This is a genomic window from Kribbella sp. NPDC056951, from assembly GCF_042674205.1.
Classification (GTDB): Bacteria; Actinomycetota; Actinomycetes; order Propionibacteriales; family Kribbellaceae; genus Kribbella; species Kribbella yunnanensis.
In genome coordinates this window covers 949,666-969,118 of the sequence record NZ_JBHUQZ010000001.1, presented here as the reverse complement: position 1 = coordinate 969,118, position 19,453 = coordinate 949,666, and the positions used below count along the sequence as shown (strand labels likewise).

General features: G+C 68.2%; 15 protein-coding genes. 2 read left to right on the top strand and 13 right to left on the bottom strand.

Going from position 1 to position 19,453, the window contains the following annotated elements:
* Positions 1–18: 18 nt before the first annotated feature.
* The 12 genes from ACFTSF_RS04545 to ACFTSF_RS04490 form a co-directional block, all read right to left on the bottom strand.
* A complete protein-coding gene (locus ACFTSF_RS04545; RefSeq protein ID WP_380152478.1) occupies positions 19–1,818 on the bottom strand; it encodes a DNA cytosine methyltransferase in 1,800 nt (599 codons plus the stop codon).
* A gap of 82 nt (positions 1,819–1,900) precedes the next feature.
* Positions 1,901–2,071, bottom strand: coding sequence for a hypothetical protein (locus tag ACFTSF_RS04540; RefSeq protein WP_380152477.1), 171 nt, complete (start codon positions 2,069–2,071; stop codon positions 1,901–1,903).
* Positions 2,072–2,555: 484 nt separating this feature from the next.
* A complete protein-coding gene (mobF, locus tag ACFTSF_RS04535) occupies positions 2,556–7,328 on the bottom strand; it encodes a MobF family relaxase (RefSeq protein ID WP_380152476.1) in 4,773 nt (1,590 codons plus the stop codon).
* 304 nt (positions 7,329–7,632) lie between these two features.
* Entirely contained in the window at positions 7,633–9,243 is a 1,611-nt protein-coding gene (locus ACFTSF_RS04530; RefSeq protein WP_380152475.1) for a DUF2637 domain-containing protein, read from the bottom strand.
* On the bottom strand, positions 9,240–9,953 hold the full coding sequence (locus ACFTSF_RS04525) for a hypothetical protein (protein WP_380152474.1): 714 nt from the start codon (positions 9,951–9,953) through the stop codon (positions 9,240–9,242). Before ACFTSF_RS04525 ends, ACFTSF_RS04530 begins: the two co-directional genes overlap by 4 nt.
* Before the next feature lies 1 nt (position 9,954).
* Entirely contained in the window at positions 9,955–10,182 is a 228-nt protein-coding gene (locus ACFTSF_RS04520) for a hypothetical protein (protein WP_380152473.1), read from the bottom strand.
* Between the two features lie 41 nt (positions 10,183–10,223).
* Positions 10,224–10,601 carry a hypothetical protein gene (locus ACFTSF_RS04515; RefSeq protein WP_380152472.1) on the bottom strand — a complete coding sequence of 126 codons (378 nt, stop codon included), beginning with the start codon at positions 10,599–10,601 and terminating at the stop codon, positions 10,224–10,226.
* Entirely contained in the window at positions 10,598–12,598 is a 2,001-nt protein-coding gene (locus tag ACFTSF_RS04510; RefSeq protein WP_380152471.1) for a hypothetical protein, read from the bottom strand. The genes ACFTSF_RS04515 and ACFTSF_RS04510 overlap by 4 nt, the downstream gene beginning before the upstream one ends.
* A gap of 1 nt (position 12,599) precedes the next feature.
* Entirely contained in the window at positions 12,600–14,951 is a 2,352-nt protein-coding gene (locus ACFTSF_RS04505) for a type IV secretory system conjugative DNA transfer family protein (protein ID WP_380152470.1), read from the bottom strand.
* The gene (locus tag ACFTSF_RS04500; protein WP_380152469.1) at positions 14,951–15,469 is read right to left on the bottom strand and encodes a Pycsar system effector family protein; all 519 of its coding nucleotides are present in this window, start codon (positions 15,467–15,469) and stop codon (positions 14,951–14,953) included. Before ACFTSF_RS04500 ends, ACFTSF_RS04505 begins: the two co-directional genes overlap by 1 nt.
* The gene (locus ACFTSF_RS04495) at positions 15,466–15,924 is read right to left on the bottom strand and encodes a hypothetical protein (RefSeq protein WP_380152468.1); all 459 of its coding nucleotides are present in this window, start codon (positions 15,922–15,924) and stop codon (positions 15,466–15,468) included. The genes ACFTSF_RS04500 and ACFTSF_RS04495 overlap by 4 nt, the downstream gene beginning before the upstream one ends.
* A gap of 95 nt (positions 15,925–16,019) precedes the next feature.
* Positions 16,020–16,244 (bottom strand): helix-turn-helix domain-containing protein, encoded by a 225-nt coding sequence (locus ACFTSF_RS04490; RefSeq protein WP_380152467.1) that lies wholly within the window; start codon positions 16,242–16,244, stop codon positions 16,020–16,022.
* A gap of 264 nt (positions 16,245–16,508) precedes the next feature.
* Here ACFTSF_RS04490 and ACFTSF_RS04485 point away from each other — a divergent pair, with 264 nt between their 5' ends.
* Positions 16,509–17,351, top strand: coding sequence for a GntR family transcriptional regulator (locus ACFTSF_RS04485; RefSeq protein WP_380152466.1), 843 nt, complete (start codon positions 16,509–16,511; stop codon positions 17,349–17,351).
* Complete coding sequence (locus ACFTSF_RS04480; RefSeq protein ID WP_380152465.1) at positions 17,348–18,001, top strand: HAD family hydrolase; 654 nt, start codon at positions 17,348–17,350, stop codon at positions 17,999–18,001. Before ACFTSF_RS04485 ends, ACFTSF_RS04480 begins: the two co-directional genes overlap by 4 nt.
* 27 nt (positions 18,002–18,028) lie before the next feature.
* On the opposite strand, the gene ACFTSF_RS04475 is transcribed toward ACFTSF_RS04480, so the two are convergent.
* Positions 18,029–19,315, bottom strand: coding sequence for a tyrosine-type recombinase/integrase (locus ACFTSF_RS04475; protein ID WP_380153080.1), 1,287 nt, complete (start codon positions 19,313–19,315; stop codon positions 18,029–18,031).
* Between the last annotated feature and the right edge of the window lie 138 nt (positions 19,316–19,453).

Below are 19,453 nucleotides of genomic sequence, written 5' to 3'. Positions count from 1 at the left end.
TTGAGGAGCTGGCGTGGCTTAAGAGGTGACCTCCTCGCGGTGCAGCACGGCGCGCATCCGACCGCCGATCCACTCTCCGACAGCGGGAGTGACGGCATTGCCGTAGCCGTCGACCTGGTCACGGGCCGAGCCCCACACGACGTAGGTGCCTTGGTGGTCGCCGAACGTCACGTCGAACCCGCAGCCGCGGCCGATCTCGTGGGTCGCCATCATCCGGAAGTAGCAGTCCTCCAACGCAAGATCGGCCAGTGCTGCATGCCATTCGGCGGTCAGGACCGCGGTGGTATCGCGAGAGGTCAGCGCCCCGAGCGGATCGGTGACCGGGTGGGCTGCAGTTTCGGTGGCAGTCGAACCGTTCTGCTTGTACCAGCCGGAAAACAGCATCCCGGGAACCTGCTCGGCCGTGACCGTCGGCATCGCCTCGGCGTGGATGGTCGGCGTGGTGTTCTTCCGGTACGGCAGCACACCACTCGACAACAGCGCCATAGTCTCCGAGCCGCCCTGTGTCGGCAGCGGGTCGCCGGCGCCACGCGCAACACCCTGGAAGTTGTCCACGGCAAGCGCAGTAAGCGGTGTGTTCAGGGGCATGCGGCTGGTGGCGGTCTGTACGGGAAGCGGCGGGGTCAGGTCACGAGTGCGGCAGTCCGACCCCGCGCGATCGAACGTGTTGCCAGCCGCTGCCATCGGCCCGGTCGACAGAATCGCCGTCTCCTGCTGGCTGGTCTGCGTGGACATCGGCTGCCACGGGTGCCGCTCTGAGCCGCGAGTCGCCTTGGCGGGCATGAGCACCGCCGGGAACTGCGCGAACCGCTGACGGCACCGCTCAGCCCGCGCCATCGTCGTTGCTGCCATCGGCCCGGTCGAGCCGTCCTTAAAGGTCCGGATCGGCTTGTCACCGATGCGCGTGCCCAAGTTCGACAGGTCGAGAGCATCCAGCGACGGCGTGAACTGCGGCACCACCGGACGACGGCACGAGGAGCAGATGTACTGGTACTGCTTGCCGTAGCAGACCGTCCCGGTCGGCGGGATCTTCGCCGGGGTCTGGCGCGACTCGACGACGGTGGAACAGTTGCCGCACCAGGCGATCGGGCGGTGCTCCAGGTCCGGCATTGGGAGCTTCTTGTCGACGAACACCCAGTAGGCACGGTCGCGGGACTGGCCGACGCCGAAGAACATCGAGTTCAGGAACAGGACTTTGTGGTTGTAGCCCTCGTTGTCGAACTGCTTGAGCCACCAGCGGTAGGTGGACCCGTCGCCGATCTTCTTACTGCCGGGGACCAGGTTGCCCCACGACTGCAACTGCGTCGTGCACTCGACCAGGATCATTCGCGGGTGGTGAACCGCGGCGTAGTGCAGCACGCAGTTGGCCGTTGCACGGTCGCGCTCCGAGCGGGTGACCCGCTCGTCGTAGTCGGGGTCATCCATGTCGAACAACGTCAGGCCCTGGTCGTAGGCCTTCATCGTGTTCGCGGGCGAGTGGTTCACGCACGAGACGCCGGCCGTGAGGATGTCACCGGCAGGCAGGTCACGCACGTCGTAGTAGTCGCCGGAATCCGGGTTGGCCAGATCCGCGACCCAATGCTCGGCGGCGGGGTGGTTGGCCTCGTGAATCTCGACCTTGTAGGCGTTGTGGTTGGCGGCCATGATCACGTCGACCCCGGCCCGCTCGATGCCCTGCGTCAGTCCGCCGTACCCGGAGAACAGCTCCACAGCGGTGAGAGTGTCGTGCTTGAACCGGCGACGCTGGACCGCCGGGCGGTGCGAGGCCGTGCGGGTCTGCATGGTCGACATCACCCGAGTGCGCTTGGTCGCCATCATCGGCCGATCCCCCTGTCTACGTTGGCGATCTGACGCTGCGCCGTGATGGAGTCAGATGCGTTCAGTGCGGTCGCCATGCTGCTCACCAGCCCGAGGTCGAGTACCACTTCTTCGGCCGCCGGGGACGCGCCGGCGCCTTGTGCTGCGGGACCTTGTGGACCTGCGGACAGCAGATCGGGCCGCCGCACAGGGTCGGCTTCTTGCACCATGGCTGGCACGGGGTGGGGGTTCCGGTGCTCTGCTTGTTGGTCATCGCGGTTCTCCCTGGCTTTGGTCGCTGGTGGGCGTTGTGTTGGCGGCAGCCCCGTTCTTGGGGGCCTGCCGGCTACTGCCGCCTAGCTGGCCAGGTAGTGGCTTCGCCGAGTTTGGTTTCGGCCGTTGTCTCCTGGTGGACAAGTGCGAGGGAGCGCAGCGACCGGTGAGCGCAGCGAGCGCCGACGTACAGCAGGTGAGAACTGCCGGGACCAAACTCGGTGGAGGGGCCTGGTCTGCTAGCCGCCCGCCGGCCTCAGCCACAGGGGTTCTTGCTCCGGCCGCCAGGGCCGGGTCAGCTCTGCCGCCCGCCAGGGGCGGGAGAGCCTGGGTAGCGTCTTCAGCTACTCCCCGCGCACCCGACGCGCTGTCCAGCTGCGCCGTGCCGGCCAAGAGGTTTTCTTCATGGTCGGTGTTCCTTTCGGTGGGTTGGTGATCAGTCGTCGTACCGGTCCATGACCGGTACGACGTCGCGGCTGGTGAGGTCAGTCGTCGGCCAGGGACATGCCCCGGCGCGGTGCGTGCTCGGCGGCGTCGTTGTTGTTGCTGGCTTCGGCGGTGCCCGGTGCGGTGGTGTCGCGGTGGTGGGTGTCGTCGGCGTGCCAGTCGGCGATCAGGTCGTCTCGGTCGTGTTCGGCGGCCTCGCGGGCTTGGTCGGCCTCGCTGCGTTGCCGGATCTCGATCAGTGCCCGTTGGGCTCGTCGCACGGCCTCGGCGGTGTCGTCGATGCTCGGCACGGCGACGGTGGATGACTCGAGGACCCGCGGCTCGTCCGCGGTGGCCTGGCGCACGTCGACCGGTACGGCCGCGTCGGCCTGCGGCACCCAACGAGCTGATGAGGTCTCGTCCTGGCCGGCCGGAGTCTGCCGGGTGGGCGCGGCGGTGATCGGTTCGTGGTCGGCACCGGTGTGGTCGACCACGATCGCGTCCGGGATCGAGTCGATCTCGTCGACGCTCCAGCCGGCTGCGACCTCGCCGGGGCTGGGCAGCTGGTCGTCGACCAGCTCGGCCTCGACGTACTCGTCTCCGCGTACGGCCTCGGCCAGGTCGAGGCGGCGCTGTTCCTCGACCTCTGCCAGGTCGTGCTCGTCGACGGGGTGCAGATGGTCGTCCTCGGCGGCTTGCGCGGCGCGTTGCTGCGCCCACCAGTCCTCGGTTTCGGCGGCCTTGCCGGGGTCTGGCTCGACCGCCAGGTCGCGCAGCTTCAGCTCGGCCACGGCCCGCAGATGGGCCTGTTTTGTGGCTGCTGTGTGGGCCAGCCACTCGTTGTAGGCGTTGTCGACCTCGCGCAGTTCCCGCGCGGCTTCGTCGTGGGTCTGGGCCAGTGCCTCGGCCTGGTCGGCCTCGGCCAGCAGACCCGCGCGCTTGGCGTCGTCGCCGTCCTGCGCTCCGGCTTGGGCGGTGGCCTCGGAGCGCAGCAGCGTGGCCCGCTGGCGAGCTCGGTCGGCGGCCTGCACGGTGCCTGCGAGTTCCTCCACGACCGATGGCGGCGCCCAGTTCTGCTCGCGCTGGTAGGCCGCGACCCGGACCCGCAGCTGTCCCTCGGTCATCTCGGCCTCGGGCCGGGAATCCTCGGGCTGTCCGAGCGCCGTCCACGCGGCCCGCCAGGACGCGTAGTCCTCGGTCTGGCCCGCGGCCGGTGCCGGGCCGATCGCCTGCCGCGGGCCGTTGTACCCCGACAGGTCGCGGTACCCCGCCACCTTGGCGGCTTTCTGCAGCCATTCCTCGACCGCCTGCTGTTCCTGGTCACTCGGTGCCGCTGCAGGGTCCCCACTGTCGTTCGGTGGGACCGGGCAAGGCCCGATTGCGTCGGCCAGCCACGCAGGCGTGTCTGCGGCGTAGCCGAAGGCCAGTTCCCGCGCGGACAGGTCGGCCTGGGCTGCAAGGTCTTCGAGGTAGCGCGCCCATTCGGGACTGAGTCCGCGCGGGAGCCGGTCGGAGTAGGTGCCGCCGGCCGGGTCGAGCCGGGTCGTCTTGGTGATCCGGTCCTGGATCACGCTGGTCAGCTGGGCTGCTCCCTCGAACGACCGTGACGTGATGGCCTTGTAGAGCACGGCCCGGGCGTCGTGGCCTGCGAGCTCGACGCGGCGTAGCAGCAGGTTGAGCGTCGATGCCCCGGCCTCGGCCGCGAGTTGCGTTCGCTCGTCGGCGGTCAGCAAGTTCTGGGCGACCGCGCCGTCGAGCCACAGGTCGGTGCGCCCGGTGGTGACCATGGCGATGCCGTCGGCCAGCAGCTCGGCGGGCGTGCGGTGCCGGGCGGCTTCGGCGGCGGATTCCTCGCGGGCTTCGGTCGCTGACCGTTGACGGCGCTCCTCGTCGGCGTCGAACACATCCGTCAGGACCGCTGACGCCGACCGGTGTACGGCTTGGGCGGCGTCGCCGGTCTCGGCGTCCTTGGCGGCGGTCTTGGTGACGACGTACAGGTGGTTGCCGCCGCGGCCACGTGATGCCGCCACGTAGACGGCGTTCAGTGACGTCGACGGGCTGACGACACCGTGCGCGGTGTCGACCGTCAGGCCTTGGGCCGAGTGAACCGTCGAGGCGTAGGCCAGGGCAACGTGGCTGGCCACGTACGACGCCGGCAGGATCATCGTCTCGTCGCCATCGCGGGTCCGGGTGCCCTGGACCAGCGGCGCGACCAGCAGCGACCCGTCGTCGCTGACGTGGAGCACTTCGTATTCGGCGCGGTTGATCGCGGCCCGGTTGTTGGCGCCGTACCGGGCCAGTGCCCAGTCGTTGCGGCGCGCCTGGATCAGGTCACCGCGGCCCGCGTGAGTGCCTTGGAGACCCAGCACGACCGTGTGCTCGTCGTCGACCAGTCCGTGGTTGACCAGCCGGGCGCGGATCTGCGCCGACGCCTGCGCGGCCTGCTCGTTGGTGTCCACGATCAGCAGCGCGTGCAGACCGCGAAGGTGATCGGCCAGCCACGCGTCCTGCGCCAGCGTGGATGCGGTCTCGGTCTGGCCGCCGTCGACGATCCGGCCGTGCCGGTGGTACTCGTCGAGCACGGACGCATCTCCGGTCCGCAGCCGCAACGACGCCGGACCCTCCCAGTCCTCGGCGAACCGGTGCGTCTCGGACAGCTCGTGCGTCAGCGAAGCTGCTGTCACGAGCTCCATCCCGCCGCCGGCACCGACGGCGCCCAGCTGCCGGTGATCACCGACCACCAGCAGCTTCGCGCCGAGCTGCTCGCAGTGCCCCGCGATGGCAGTCAGATCGTCGGTCGAGGCCATCGCGGCCTCGTCCACGATCACCAGATCCCCCGACCGCAACCGGTGCGGGGATTCCAGATCGGTGGTGGCGGCGGTCAATCTGGCCTGCGTCTGCAGCCACTGAGCGATATTCATCGCCGGGACGCCGTCGGCTTTCAGTACATCGGTGGCGACCTGGGACACGGCCAGGCCGACCACTCGGCGCCGCTGGCCGTGCCACAGCTCCGGGTCGGTCCATGCCTTGGCCAGGCTCCCGACCACCCGGGACTTGCCGGTCCCGGCAGGGCCGATCAGCGCCTCGACCCGGGCGCCTGAGGTGAGGATGCCTTTCAGCGCGGACTCCTGGTCCGCGCCGATCGTCAGGCCCTGTTTGGCCAGCAGCGCCACGAAGTGCTTGGCGTGCTGATCGGTCATCACCGGGCCGCCGCGTGCGTAGGCGGCGCGGGCCAGCTGGTCCTCGGCGTTGAGATGGCCCGGCGTCGCGAACGTCGCCCGGCCAGGAGCGCGGTACGACGAGTCGCCGTTGGCCAGCCGCAACTCCTCCGGCAGGCTCGACGTACCGGGCCGCTCGGCGTCCAGCGCGACCGCCCGGTTCAGCCCTTCCCTGGTCAGCTCGTCCAAGAGCCCGACCAGCTCGTCGGGCTCCATCTGCCCAAGTTCGTCGGGCAGGCACATGCTGATCGCTCGGGTCAGGTCGCCGGCGCGCCACTCGGCCTGGGTTTCCTGCACCCTGGCCAGCGCCTGAGCCAGAACGTCGTCGACCGTCCACGTGTCGGCCTTGGCCCGGGATCGCGCACCGAGCCGCTTGTCGAGCACCTGCTCCGCCACGGATCGCAGCCCGCCCGACACCTGCGCGCGCAGCTCGCGGTCCCACCGCTCGAGCCGAGCGGTGGCCGTCTCGCCGTGCGACTTCGCCTGCCGGGTGATGTCGGTGGCCCTGTTCTGCACGTCGTCCAGTTCCAGGTTGGTCAGCTTGCGACCGAGCTGGGCTTCCCGCTGCTTGACCAGCTCGGAGGTCTTCTTGGTGATCGCCAGCCGCCGCTTGCTGAACAGGTCCATGACGTTCTGATCGACACCGACGATCTCGCGGGCCTCGCCATCGGGCCGCAGCTTGAACTGCACCCCCAGCACCCGGCTCAGGTGCTGCTCCATCACCCGCTCGGCCACCGATCCGGCCGCCGACTGGAACTTGTAGAACGCCTTCGAATCCAGCGTGCGCCACTTCCCGTCGGGACCCTGAACTCTGTTCAGGATCGCGTTGTGGATGTGCAGCTGGGGATCGTGGTCACGGCCGTCGTGCTGGAAGAACGACGCGACCGTGAGGTCGTGGGCGTCGGCCCATCGACCGCTGACGCCGCCGTGGTGACCGATCCGGACATACCCGGCCTTGTCGGCCAGGTAGTCCAGGCCGGCTCGGTTCCCGGCCCAGATCGCTTCCTCGATCGCGTCGCGATACTGGCTCCATGCCTGCACCGCTTTGCGTTCGGTGCGATAGGCCAGGAAGTGCCGCACCGCACCGCGTGCATCGCGGTTCCGCAAAGCGGTGCGCCACGCGGTGCGTTCGGTGCGCATCCGTGCACCGGACTGCACCGCCTGGGCATCGACAGCGGTGTGCAGCACCGTCACCGACTTCTGCACCGAAAAGGTCGCGTCCAGGAACGTCGTGTTCTGCTGCGTCCCCTTGCCCGCCAGCCGGTACAGCTCTCGCTGCCGGGCAGCGTCGGCGTAAGGCTCGGCCGCCAACGCGGCCTTGTACTTCTCGTTCTGCGTCTTGTACGCACGGCCCGTGTGGCCGAGCGTCCCGGCCTCGTCCCACTTCAGCGGGTCGCGGAAGTTCGGGTCGTGCGGGTCGATGAATCGCTCGTACAGCGCCGCCATGTCCTGGTGGTCGACCTCGCCGCGCAGGCCGAGGGCCTCCGCTCCGCGGCCGTACCAGCGGCCTGGCGGCTCGCCGGCCGCGACGGCGCCGGTGTAGTAGTTCTCCCGGCCCGTCGCGACCGCGCCCAGCAGGTAATCGGGGTCGTGACCAGCGCTCATGCTCATCATCGGGCGCCACCGCCCCGCGTCGCGGCAGCGGGCGATCCCGGCTCGACGACCCCGCTTGTTACCGATAGGTAACTAGGGGTCGGAGAGCCCCATCTGATCGTGATGCCATGGTGTGTATTCCTGTCTGCCGTCCTGATCCGCGTCGCGGTCGGGTCCCCGTTCTTGGCTGCGTCGTGTGCTGCCTGGGATCCGGTCGCGACGTGGATCAGGGGGCTGCTGTCCTGCTGCCTGCTGTGCTGGCCGCTGGTAATGCTGGTGCTCCTGTTCGGATTCGGCTGGCTGCTGGGGTTGCTGTTGGGGGTGTTCATCGGTGGCTGCTCGTTTCGAATTCACGTTCGATGGGCTGGTCCGTGTCGTCGTCGTTGGCGACAACCACGCCAGGCCGCGCAGCGGCCACCACCGCATCGCCCGAAGGCGCGGGATCCGACGCCACCGGCGAGAACGCCTCGGGCGGCAACGGCAGTTGCCCGTCGACCTCGGACCGCTCCGGCGTATCGGCCACGGGCTCCGGCAGCTCGGCATTGTCGGCGACCTCGGCGTCAGGGGCCGGGGCCCAGCCGGCCACGGCTTCGAGGCGCCGGGCCTTCGGTGTCCCGCAGGCGAGGACGCGCATGATCTCTCGCTGCGACAGCGGTGCACCGTTGTACTGCTCGACCGAAACCCGGTGCAGCTCGGCCAGGTCGGCGGCGTCCCGGTCGTGACGGCGGCGGCGCCGTCCAGATCGCGTCTGCGTCGGTGCCGTCTCACCGGTGCGGTCCTCATGGTGCACCGGTGCACCGGTGCGGTCGTCAGCGGTGCGGTCCGAACCGGTGCGCTCCGGTGCAGGCGTGGACTCGCCAACCGGTGCACCGCTCGGTGAGGGAGCCGGTGCGGCAGGGACCGGAGTGGGGCGTTCAGTGGCGCGACCGAGCAGATAGGTCAGCGTCGCCAGCGGCACCGTGACCCGGCCCGTGCCCACTAGCGAGTCAACGGCCTCGCTGGAATCACTGGCCGTGCCGGTGTCCTGGACGGTGGGGATGATGCCGAGCGCGGCGCCGTCGACGAGAGCCAGGAGTTGCCCGGCCGTCATCTGGCCCGTGGTGGGCAGCTTCGCGGCCAGGTCGCCCGCGGTGAGCAGTCCGTCGCGGATCGTCTGCAACGCCGCCGACCTCGCGGCGCGGGCAGCACCGAATGGCCGTAGCAGCGGGCTCGGGCACACCGTGGACAGGCGCGATGCCATCCGCACGACCTGTTGGACCAGGGCGCGGGCGACCACGGGGTCGTCGGTGCCAGTCCGGGCCAGGTGCAGCCATACCCGTGTCGTGATGACCGGCGAGGTGATCCAGGTCAGCGCTGACAGCTTCGCCCGCGCCGGCTGGGCCAGCTTCAGGTGCAGACGCAGCAGATGCGCCAGCATCTCGACCAGTACGGCGTAGGCGATCGGGGCCAGCGCGTGCGCGACAGCGTCAGCGACCCCGACGGCGGTGTCGACGTTCAGCCACACCGTGCCGCCGATGAACACCCACGTCGTCACCAACGCTCCCGGGATACGCCAGCCACGGGTCAGCGCGGCCAGCCGCAGCGCGGTACAGGCGATGATCATCCCGTCGACCACCAGCGGCACGAGCACGCTGTCGAACTTGTCGGACACGGCGTTGAACGACCGGGCGCCGCCGACCCCGGCGACCACAGCCGACATGACGATTGCGGTGGTGATCAGCGCGCCCGCACCACTCGGCCGTCCGGGACGCCGTACCGGGCGACGTGTCCTGCGAGCTGCGACTCCCAGCAGCACGACAACTCCGACCGACACGGCAACAGTCACCGCAACGAGTGCGGCACCGCTCGGCGTCGACAGGTAGCCGCCGAGCTGGGCCAACCAGTCAGGCACGTTGCCTGTAGCAACGGCCGCGAGGGCGCTCGCGTGTCTTGTCATCGGGTACCCCCCGCGGCCTGGCCGGCTCCAGGAACGGGCGACAGGTGGCGTCGACCGGCGTCGACGTGCGCGGGCGTCGGGACCGGGCCGGTGTGAGCGCGGTCGGTGGCCCACCAGCCGACGAACGGGTCGCAGTCGTTGACCAGCGGCACGTCCGGGGCGTCCTTGCCCGCGTCGTCGCGGTGCTTCAGGACGTCGCAGCTCTCCCCGTACACAGCCACCCGGCGCGCGACCCCGGGCCGCTGGCGGTCGTGCCAGTCGCTCGCGGCCTTCACCGACGCTTCGTCGCCGCTGAACGCGACAGTCCACGCGTCCATGAGAACGACGAGTTCCTCGACGATCTCGGGGTGCCACAACCAGCACACGCACAGCGCCTCGCGGCCGTCGCGATAGCGCAGGAACACATCCCTCATCCACGGCAGGAGCTCCGCCAGCACAGCCTGGACGGCGGTCTCGTCCTCGGCAAGCATCAGCCACGACCGGACAGCCGGCGCGTCACCGCCGGTCTTCTTGGCACGGCTGGTCATTACCAGCTCGCTCAGCTCGTGGACCACCTGAGCCAGCCGGGTGAGGTCTTCCTGGTTCGCCTTCGCTCCCACTGCGAGCAGCGTGTTCGTGTGCTCGCGGCGCGCCCTGTCCAGCTCGCCAGCTAGCGCGGCGATCGCTCGCGCGTTCCGGTCGGCCGGCGGCTCGTGGTCTGTGTGCTTCATGTCAGCTGCCCTCCTTGTCGGTGTCGGCGTGGTAGTTGTGGATCGCTTCCTGGAGTTCGTCGGGCTCGATGGCGACCCGTCCGGTCGCAGCGCCGTGCTCGTCGTGGGCCGGTACGGCGTCGATGCCGAACTTGACCGCGAGCTCGCCACAGCCCCACCGGGCGCGAACCTCGCCGGCCGATACCTCCGGCGACAGCACCGCCCGCGGCGCGGGCACGTGGTGATGCATCAGGACATGGCACGGGCAGGTGCACTGCTGAACGCGGATCATCACCACTCACCCCAGCTCGGGGCGTCCAGCTCGCTCAACGGGGCGCAGATCACGCCTGTCGTGGGATCGGTGGAGCAGACCGGCTTGCCGGTCAGGGTTGCCCACTCGATCTCGCGGGTCGTGGACTCGCCGACGTACCCGCCGGGGTTGACCACGTAGACCCAGTGCGCCAGGTCGATCTTGACCATGTGCAGCGAGTCCAGCCGCAGCTTGTCGTTCGTCGTGAGGTCGTCGCCGGCGTGCTGGAACACGCCGGGTGCGAGCACGATGTACCCGGCCAGGGTGAGCGCACGGTTGGCGTCGGTGATCTCGGCCCGAAACCGGGTCGAGCCGCAGATGGTGACGATGGACGGGGCCATCACGGGAGGCTTCGTCATCGCAGGTATCCGTTCGTCTGGGCGCCGTTGCCGGTGTCGCGGTGGGTGTCGCGGGCGGCGTCGCGCCGTGCGGTCTCGTCGTCGGCGTGCCACCGCTCGAGTTCCGTATCGCGCTCGGCGTCGGCCGCCTGCTGGCGGGCTTGGGCGATCGCAGCCTGGGCGTGGTCCAGTGCGGCGCGCGCCTGGGTCACGGCCTCGGCCGCCCGTTCCAGCGGCTCCGCACAAGCCGTGTCGTCCGCGACAGATTCGCCCGTGACTGGGTTCTCGGCCGCAGCCTCGCCCGCGGCCTCGGGCGCAGTGTCAGCGGCTGCAGCGCGAAGCTGCTCAGCGTCTGCTGGCTCGTCCTGCTGCGTGGCGTCGTTTTCGACGGGTTTCTCGTTCCGGGCCTTGTCCCACGCGACGGTGTCGGAGACGTCGTCCTCGGAATGCTGATCCCAGTGATCGTCAGTGGGATCCACCCAGCAGTCCGCGATCTCCTTGTCGTACTCTTCGCGGCTCATCACCACGCCGGCGAAGACGGCATCGTCCTCACCGACCACGAGCTCGTGCGTCATGGCCTGGTACTGCGCTTGGGACATCCGTGCTTGCTCGCCGGCGAGGACCGACGGCTCGGATTCCTGCGCAGGCACAGTGTCCGTTGCCTGCTGTTCGGTCGCGGCCGGCGCGCGCTGCGCATCAGCCTGCCCGTGCAGGGTGGCGTGGATGCGGCGGTCGATGGCTTCGGCCTCGTCGATCTGGCCGAGAGTCACTCGGATGTCTGTGGCTCTTTCCAGGTCGTGCGCGGAGAGCGCGTCGTCGTGCTCTCTGGTCAGCTCGGTCCTCATAGTGGCGAGGTCATCGTCGCCGCCGTCGGTGGTGGCCTCACGGGAGGCCTGGCCGGTGACGGCGACGTCGAGCAGGCCGTCCGGGACGGCGATTCCGAGGTTGTCGGTGTATTCCCGCAGGCTGCTGTGGACCTGGGCCCGTCGCGCGGCTGTGCGGTCCACGGAGGCGTCGGCAGCGTCTGTGCTGTCTTCCCAGGCGAACGTGTCGAGGTTGGCGTCGATCTGGTCGTAGGTGTCACGGACCTCGCTGGCTCTGTCGAGTTCGCGGCGAGCGATCGCGTCGTCGTGCAGCCGGGTCAGGTGGGCCCTGATCGGCGCTACACCGAAGACATCGGAGCTGTCCTGCGCGACGGTCGTCTCGTCCGTCTGCGTTTCAGCGTCGAGAAGATCGGCTGGGAGCTCGACACCGCAGCGAACGGCAAACTCGCGGACGGCCTGCTGAAACTTGAGACGGTCTGTCCGGGCGCGCCGCTCCCAGTCGATGAACGGGTAATGGTTCCAGCGGGCCGCGGTGAGCTGCTCGTCAGACCGCGCCGCCACGTTGTCGATCATGTCCTTGAGCGTGTTGGCGGTTTTGCGTTCGCCGGAGTCGGCCGCGGCGATCATGCGGCGTTCCAGGTAGTCCAGGATTTCCGGCGAGCCGAGGTCAGGAATGTAGGCGTGGATCGCGTGGTCTTGCACCGGTCCGTGGTCGACGGCGTAGGCAAGAATGCTTTCGGCAGCTTCTGTCCCGCGAAACACCGGGACGTGGCTCAGGCCGCTCGTAGCCCAGCGCCGCACGGCGGCGTGTACCTCGTCGAGTGAGTGCAGGCCGGTCTTCAGCTCGTCGTAGACGCGGGCCGCTTCGGCGGTCATGGTGCGGTGTAGGTCCATCGCTTGCTCGTGGTCGGCCAAAGACCACTGGGCTTCGGCCAGCTCGCGAAGCTGGAGGAGCTTGCTCTCGATCGGCATCGTGGCTTCCTCGCGGGCACGCTGCTCTCGTCTCCTCTCCTTGTCCTGCTCGCGCAGTGACTGCGGCGCGAGGGCAGTGGCCTTGGAGTCGGCCGACCCGTTCCGGCCGGTCGGCGCGGCAACGAACTCCGCGCTGGCTGCTGAGTTCTGTGTGGCCGCCGGTGAGTTCTGTGCGCCGGTGAGCTTGTTGGTGAGGCGGGTGATCCAGTTGGTGGTGGCCATGTCAGTTGTCCTTCTGGTCGCTGTGGTCGGTGCCGGTGGGCGCGTCGGTCAGCTCGCGAGGCGTGGTGCTGCGGGTGTCGAGTGCGGCGCTGGCCTTGCGTCCGGAACGGCGCAGGACGATCCGGGCGCGGAACTCGCGGACCGGGTCGTTGCGGTCGAGCCAGGTCAGGGCGGCGTCGCCGCGGCGGATGACGGGGCCGAACACTCGCCGGGCCGTGACCCTGACGGTGGTGGCCATGGCGTGGCTGGCGCGCGCGACGTGCGGCAGAACCTGCTCGGTGGTGAATCGCACCAGTGCTTGGACGTCGCGGCGGGCGCGGAAGCGGGCGAGTCGGACGTCGCGACGTTTGTAGGTCATCCGGCCCTTGGTGATGGCCGGCGGCATGCCGTCGCTGATGATGAGGATCTGCCCGGCGCGTAGCTGCCCGACCTGGGCCGGGGTAAGCACAGACGATTTGCGTGTGCTGACCGAGCGGTTGCCGGTGGCCTGGTCGCGGGTGACTGCGGGCTCCTCGCGTTCGCCTGCCAGGGTTGACCAGTAGTTCAGGTCGTCGTCGTCGCCGCACCCGCCGTACAGGACTTTCGTGGCGCAGTTGGTCAGCAGTGACCCGGTGGCCTCGTCGCCGAACCGCTGGCGCATCTGCGCGCGGGACTGGGCCGCGATGTGAAGGGTGATGCCTCGGGACCCGAAGTCACCCGACCACTGGTCGAGCGGGATCAGGCAGATCAGTGCGGCCTCGTCGAGCACCATCGTTAGCTGTGGGTCGAGCCGCTCGCCCGGCATGCCTGCGGCGATCTGCTGGGCCTGGCGTGCGATGTAGGCGGTCAGAGCGGTGACCAGCGGAGCGGTCTTCTTGTCGTCCTTGCCGATCAGGTACACCGTCCCGCCGGACGCGATCAGCTCGGCCACGTCGAACTGCTGGCCACCCGGGGCCGCGGACGCTGCGGCAGTGGCCACCGACAGCCACGACAGTGCGGGCATGATCGTGGTCGAGATCGACGACTGGGTGTCGGGGTTGTTGCGGAAGAACTGCGTTGCCTCCTGCAACATGCCCGTCGCGGACGCCCCCGCCGCGCGCAGCTCGTAGGTGACGGCCAGCTCGGCGTCCTTGTTCGGGTGCGCGACCCACTCCTGGACGTTGTTCATCGTGTAGGGACCGAGAGCGGCGGCGTGCAGCAACGCCTGCAAGGTCTGCTTGGCGAACCCGTCCCACCGCTCGCCGCGGCCGTCGTTGCTGTCCCGGCCAACCCCGTCGATCAGGTCGGCGGCGCGATCCATCGCGACAGCTGCCACCTCGCAGCCGGCCAGCGGATCGAACCGGACCCGCTGCACACCGACCGACGCAATGAGCTTCGCGCCGTCGGTCGGACCACCCCGGCCATCGGTCTCGTTGACGACACCGGACGGGTCGAACAGCCACACCGGCCCGCTCACGGCCCGCGCGGTCGCGGTGGCCATCATCACGTCCTGCTTGGTCGAGGTCGTGATGACCGCGCCCGGGGCGTCAAGGATGTAGTTCATGACCTGCTGGGTCTTGCCCTTACGCGGCCCGCCGAACGTGATCGTGTGGTCCTGGCACGACGACCACACCGACACGAACCCGACCCGCGCGATCCGCACCCCCAGCTCGACGTTGGCCACCTTGCGGCGCGCCCAGCGCGACAACCCAGCCAGGGACGGGCGCAGCCTGGTCATCTTCTTGCGCATCACCCGCGCCGAAGAGGTCCGCGACACATCCAGCCACGACGCCAACCCGTCAGTCTCACGGCCCGCCCGACCCAACCGCCGCAGCAACCCGCGCGACGACGACCGGGAGAACACCACCCGGGCAGCCATCGCGACCACGAGCAGCACACCGACGATCAGCACCAGCACCCACCAACTCGCTACGGACACCGAGGCGGGCAGCTTGCGCATCAGCAGACCGGCGAACACCAGCCACGCACCGGCCGCGATCCCGGAACCGATAGTGCGGTTCAGCGACACCAGCCCCGCACACAACGCCGTCAGAGCACCGGCAGCGATCAGCCAGCCACCCGCACCTCCCGGCAGCGAGACCCTGAGGGCGACCGCGCCGGCGAAGCCCAGCCACCCGATCACCGAGACCAGCAGGCCCTTGCCGACCTGCCAGAACATCAGCCCTGCCGACAGCAGCGCCAGGCCTGCACCGGCGGTCACCCAGTAGCCGACCTCGACCAACTGTGTGCCGAACGCCGGACCGAACGGTCCGAACCCATTGAGCCGCTCACCGAACCCGACAGCGGCCACACCGGCCACCACGGCCAGCACCATCACGCCGACCAGCTCGTGCGGAACCATCACGCCTTCGCGCGCACTCGGTCGCCTGTGCATCACCGACCACCGCCCAGCAGCACTCCGAGCATCCCGAACACCATCGCGGCACCGGCCGCGACGAACGACACCCACAAGCACGCGTACTTCGACCACGCGATCTGCGCCAGCACCTTGGTGTGCTGCACGATTGCCCGCTGCTGCACCCGCAGCGCATAGACGGTGTCGGCTTCAGCAATCTGGCGCAGCAACTCGTCCAGCGACCGGACCCGGACCGCGCCGAAATACAAGAACTCCCCCGGCTGCACCATCCCGCCCGGCCGGTGCAGACGCGGCATGACAACCAGCAGCGCAGCGCCCAGCGCGACCGCCAACGCGGCCAGCGAAACACCGAGCATCACCCGACCGGCCAACACCGGGCTGTGCGAGGTCGACAGCAGGTTCAGCACGATCACGGCCAGCGCGGTCTCGGCCGCCACCGCGAAGTTAGCCTTCGTGTCGGCTTTCTCGATCTCGGCGACCTGGGCGTCGTAACTGCGCCACAACAGCTGCTCGTCGGTGTTCACGAAGCCGCTCATCGCATACCACCCACCGTGGCCGCATCGTCTGTGAAGACCTTCGCGCGCTCCGGCTCGTCAGGCTGAACCGAACCCGTGTACGAACGCTCCGCGTCATACCGCGCCATGCGCGCCGGCGTGATCGCGACGCTGCACGCCTCAACCCCACCCAGCGCCCGCCTCACGGTGTAGTGACCGCTGGCCTCGTCATCGATTGGCCCCACACCCAGCGCCACAGCCAATCCATCCACCAGCTCGCGCTCGGCGGCGTACTCCGCCTGGGCGTCAGACGGCCGGGTGTCCCACGGCAGATAGAAGCGCGCCTGAACGACCGGCGCGCGGAACTCCGGGTGAACGGCCACGAACGCGGCCAGCTCGAACAGCCCCCGAATCACCGCCGCATGCTCCGACGGCAACTCCTCCAACATCCCCAAAGGCGGCACCCACTCCGTGCCGACCTGCTGCGTGTCAGTCATGCTGTAGACCTCTCGAACTCGTACCTGGGTGATGGGAGAACCGGCCCCGCCCTGGTTGGCGCCTCTGCGGGGCCGGTCTGTGTGGTGAGTGGCGCTCATGCGGCTCCACCCGCTTGCCAGCTGGCGGCCCACTCAGCGAGGTCCAGACCGCCAGCGGCCGAGGCCGCGGTAGCAAGCAGGTCCTCGACGGCCTGAGCCGGAATGACATACCTGCCGTTGAACTTCAGCGCTGGAAAGAGGCCGAGCCGCACCTGGCGGTAGAGGTGCTCGTGCGAGACGCTCAGGACCGCGGCCGTTTCCGGAACCGTGTACGTCGGCACGCCAGCGCTCCGCTTGCGTAGTGCACTTTCGAGGGCAGAAGCGATGGTTGCGGCACGCAGACGGGCGGCGCCATCGTGGCGTGCTGCCCTCACATCTGAGCTGTCCTCGTGGTCTGAGCTGCTCTGCTGTTCCATGAGTCCTCCACTTGCACAAGCTGCCTAGCCTGCCTAGGCATGTTCATAGTGGCACAGGTGGCCTAGGCTAATCAAGTGTTGGCTAGGCATGTTCTTGGCCGCCTAGGCTGATACGCGTAGGCTTCCGCCATGGAGATCGACCCAACGGACCCCAGACCGCCTTACATCAAGGTCGCGAACGCTCTGCGCGCTGCGATCCTGACGGGGAAGCTGAAGCCTGCAGAACGGCTGCCATCGGGCGCGGAGCTGGCGAAGCAGTTCGGTGTGGCACGGATGACTGCCCAGCAGGCAGTTCGAGTCCTGAAGGACGAAGGTCTCGTGTATTCACGCCAGGGCAGTGGTGTCTACGTCAAGGCACGAACCGAGCGACCCGTCGGCCTGAGACCTCACGTGGAACGGGCGTTCGAGGCACTCGATGTCGCGGTCGACTTCGCTGGCTTCTCCAGTGAGACCCTGCACGGAATGCTGCAGGAGCAGCTCGACAAGATCCGGACTGGCCGACTGACACCAAACTCACTGCGGGTCAGAATTCTTGTCCCGGACATGTCCGTTCCGATGGCTATCCCGACTCGGATCGCTGGGCTCGCGGACGACCCCCGACTCCGCGCCCGCATGCAGAGAATCGTGGATCGACACGCCGGTGCGCTCGTGGACTCGGTCCAGGAGCTCGCCGACGTCGGCCTGGTACAAAGCGCAACGACCGAGATTCGCCGCCACAGCGTGACACCGATGTTCAAGCTGTACATCATCAATGAATCTGAGGTCTTCTTCGGGTTCTACCCGGTCTACGAACACACCATCACGATCGATGGCGAGCCGATCGAATCTTTCGACCTGCTTGGCAAGGACACAGCCTTGTTCCATCACGCCATGACCGACGACCCAGAGTCGACGGAGAGTCTGCACGTCCGCGAAGCGCGGAAGTGGTTCGACAGCGTGTGGAACACCATCTCCCGGGAGTACACGCCGTGAGCGACTCCATCGCGAGCACGCATTGGCTGCTGCTCGACTTCGACGGCCCAATCTGCTCCGCCTTCGCCGGCTACCCGGCTCCAGTGATTGCTGGTGAACTCGTCACTGTCGCTGCCGGCGCGGGCGTCATTCTGGCCGCCGGTACCACCGATCCTCATGAGGTCCTTCGCACCGTCCATGCCCAGTCCCCCGCGGCGGCTCACCAGGTCGAACTCGCCCTGCAGGCGGCCGAGCTGGTTGCAGTCGAGTCCGCAACACCCACGGCCGGCGCGGCGGAGCTCCTGAGACGATGCTCGGCGAGGGGGATAAGCACCGCGATCGTCAGCAACAATCACGGTCCGGCCGTGGAGAAGTACCTCGCCGAGCACGACCTTTCGGCCCATGTCGCACACGTCTCCGGCAGGAACCCGGACAATGTGGCGCTCATGAAGCCCGATCCGTACTTGTTGCTTGAAGCAATGACTGCCTTAGCGGCAATGGCCGCTGGTACTGGATTTGTCGGGGACAGCACGAGCGATATGGAGGCCGGGCGCGCCGCTGGCGTCCGGGCGATCGGCTACGCGAACAAGCCTGGCAAGCGAGAAAGACTGGCCTCAGCAGGCGCGGATGTCATCATCGGGACAATGAGTGAACTGAACTCACTGCTGTAAGGGGGCCACAGCCCCCGGCATCCACATCTAGTCGGTACGCTGCGGCGGCCGGCCGAGTCGCCCAGCCAGGAGTTTTGCCGCGCGCTTGTCTGCTTCTGGCACGAACGCCGTATAGATGCGCAGGGTCGTCGTTCCGCCACCGCCATGACCAAGGCGTCCTGCTACGGTGCGAATATCCACTCCGGCGGCAATCAACTCGGTCGCAGAATAGTGTCGAAGCGAATGTAGGTGGTAGGCCATTCCAAGCCGAACCATGAGGCGACCAAATCGGTGCGTGATGCCATCAGGGTTGCACGGACGACTATTGTCGGCGGCGTACGAGAAGATGAACGCGCTACGTACTGGCTCGCGACCGAGCTTCTCCATCCGCTCGACGTACATAAGCCATAGCTGCCAGAGGCCCGCCAGCGTAAAGGCGTCGATAGAGTTTTGTCGCTGCTGATGATCCTTTGTGTCTTTAAAGAACTTCCTGCCGGACCGCACTACGTAGCTATCACCGAGTCGCAACATCCCCTCGCGATCATCGGGCTCGGGGTTTAGCTCATCGAAATCGATCTCCTCGAATCGCCGGGCGAGTATCTCGCCGCGGCGCGGCCCGGTGGTCAGCTTGAGCCAAACCAACATGCCCCACGCGTAGTCCTCCTCAAAAGCCGCTTCGACCATCCTCGCCGCTTCCTGCGCGGACGGCGGATTGGGCTTTGGCTTCTCTTGCCGAGGCTTCTTTGCAACATCGGCGGGATTCGTGTCGATCCACTCCCACCGCACAGCCAGGTCGAGCGCGCCGCTGATGATGGCGTGGATTTGCCTGACACTCGAACGAGCCATCGGCTTGCAAGCGTGCGGCGGACACTCGATCACGGTGCAACCAGACTGCGCGCAGTCATGCGGCGGTGCATTCCGTGCCGGCCGGCCAGGCTTCCGACGGTGCTTGACGGTCTTGCACTCGTGAGGCTGCGTCGTCCGATGATCCACGAGCGGTTGCCCTTTGCAGATCACCGAGCACTTGCGGAGCTGGGCGTAGAACGTCTCGAGAACCTTCGCTGTGACCTTGCCTGCGGGCACGGTGCCCAGATGCGGCTGGATCGTGCGACGCAGGTACCCCCGATAGCCGTCGAGCGTCGTGTCTTCACCGTCGTGTTGGTCGAGCCAGGTCTCAATCACGTACCCGAGCTCAGCCTTGGTCTTCGCGCTGCGCTGCCGGTCGACCTGCGCCTGCAACCTGGTCTGGATCTCCTGGACGGCGCGCTCGTCGGTCGTCGACTCGACAGCGTACGAATCCTTGCCCGTCACCGGGTCAACGCCCTCGTAGACCATCACCTGGATCGACCGGCCGCGACGCCTCACATGACCGCGGGGACGGGGCTTCGGAGGCATGAAAACAGTCTACTCATTGACAGCGCCATTGACAGACCGTTGCTAGGGTGCCGCTGACCTGCAGGTTTCCCTGCAGGT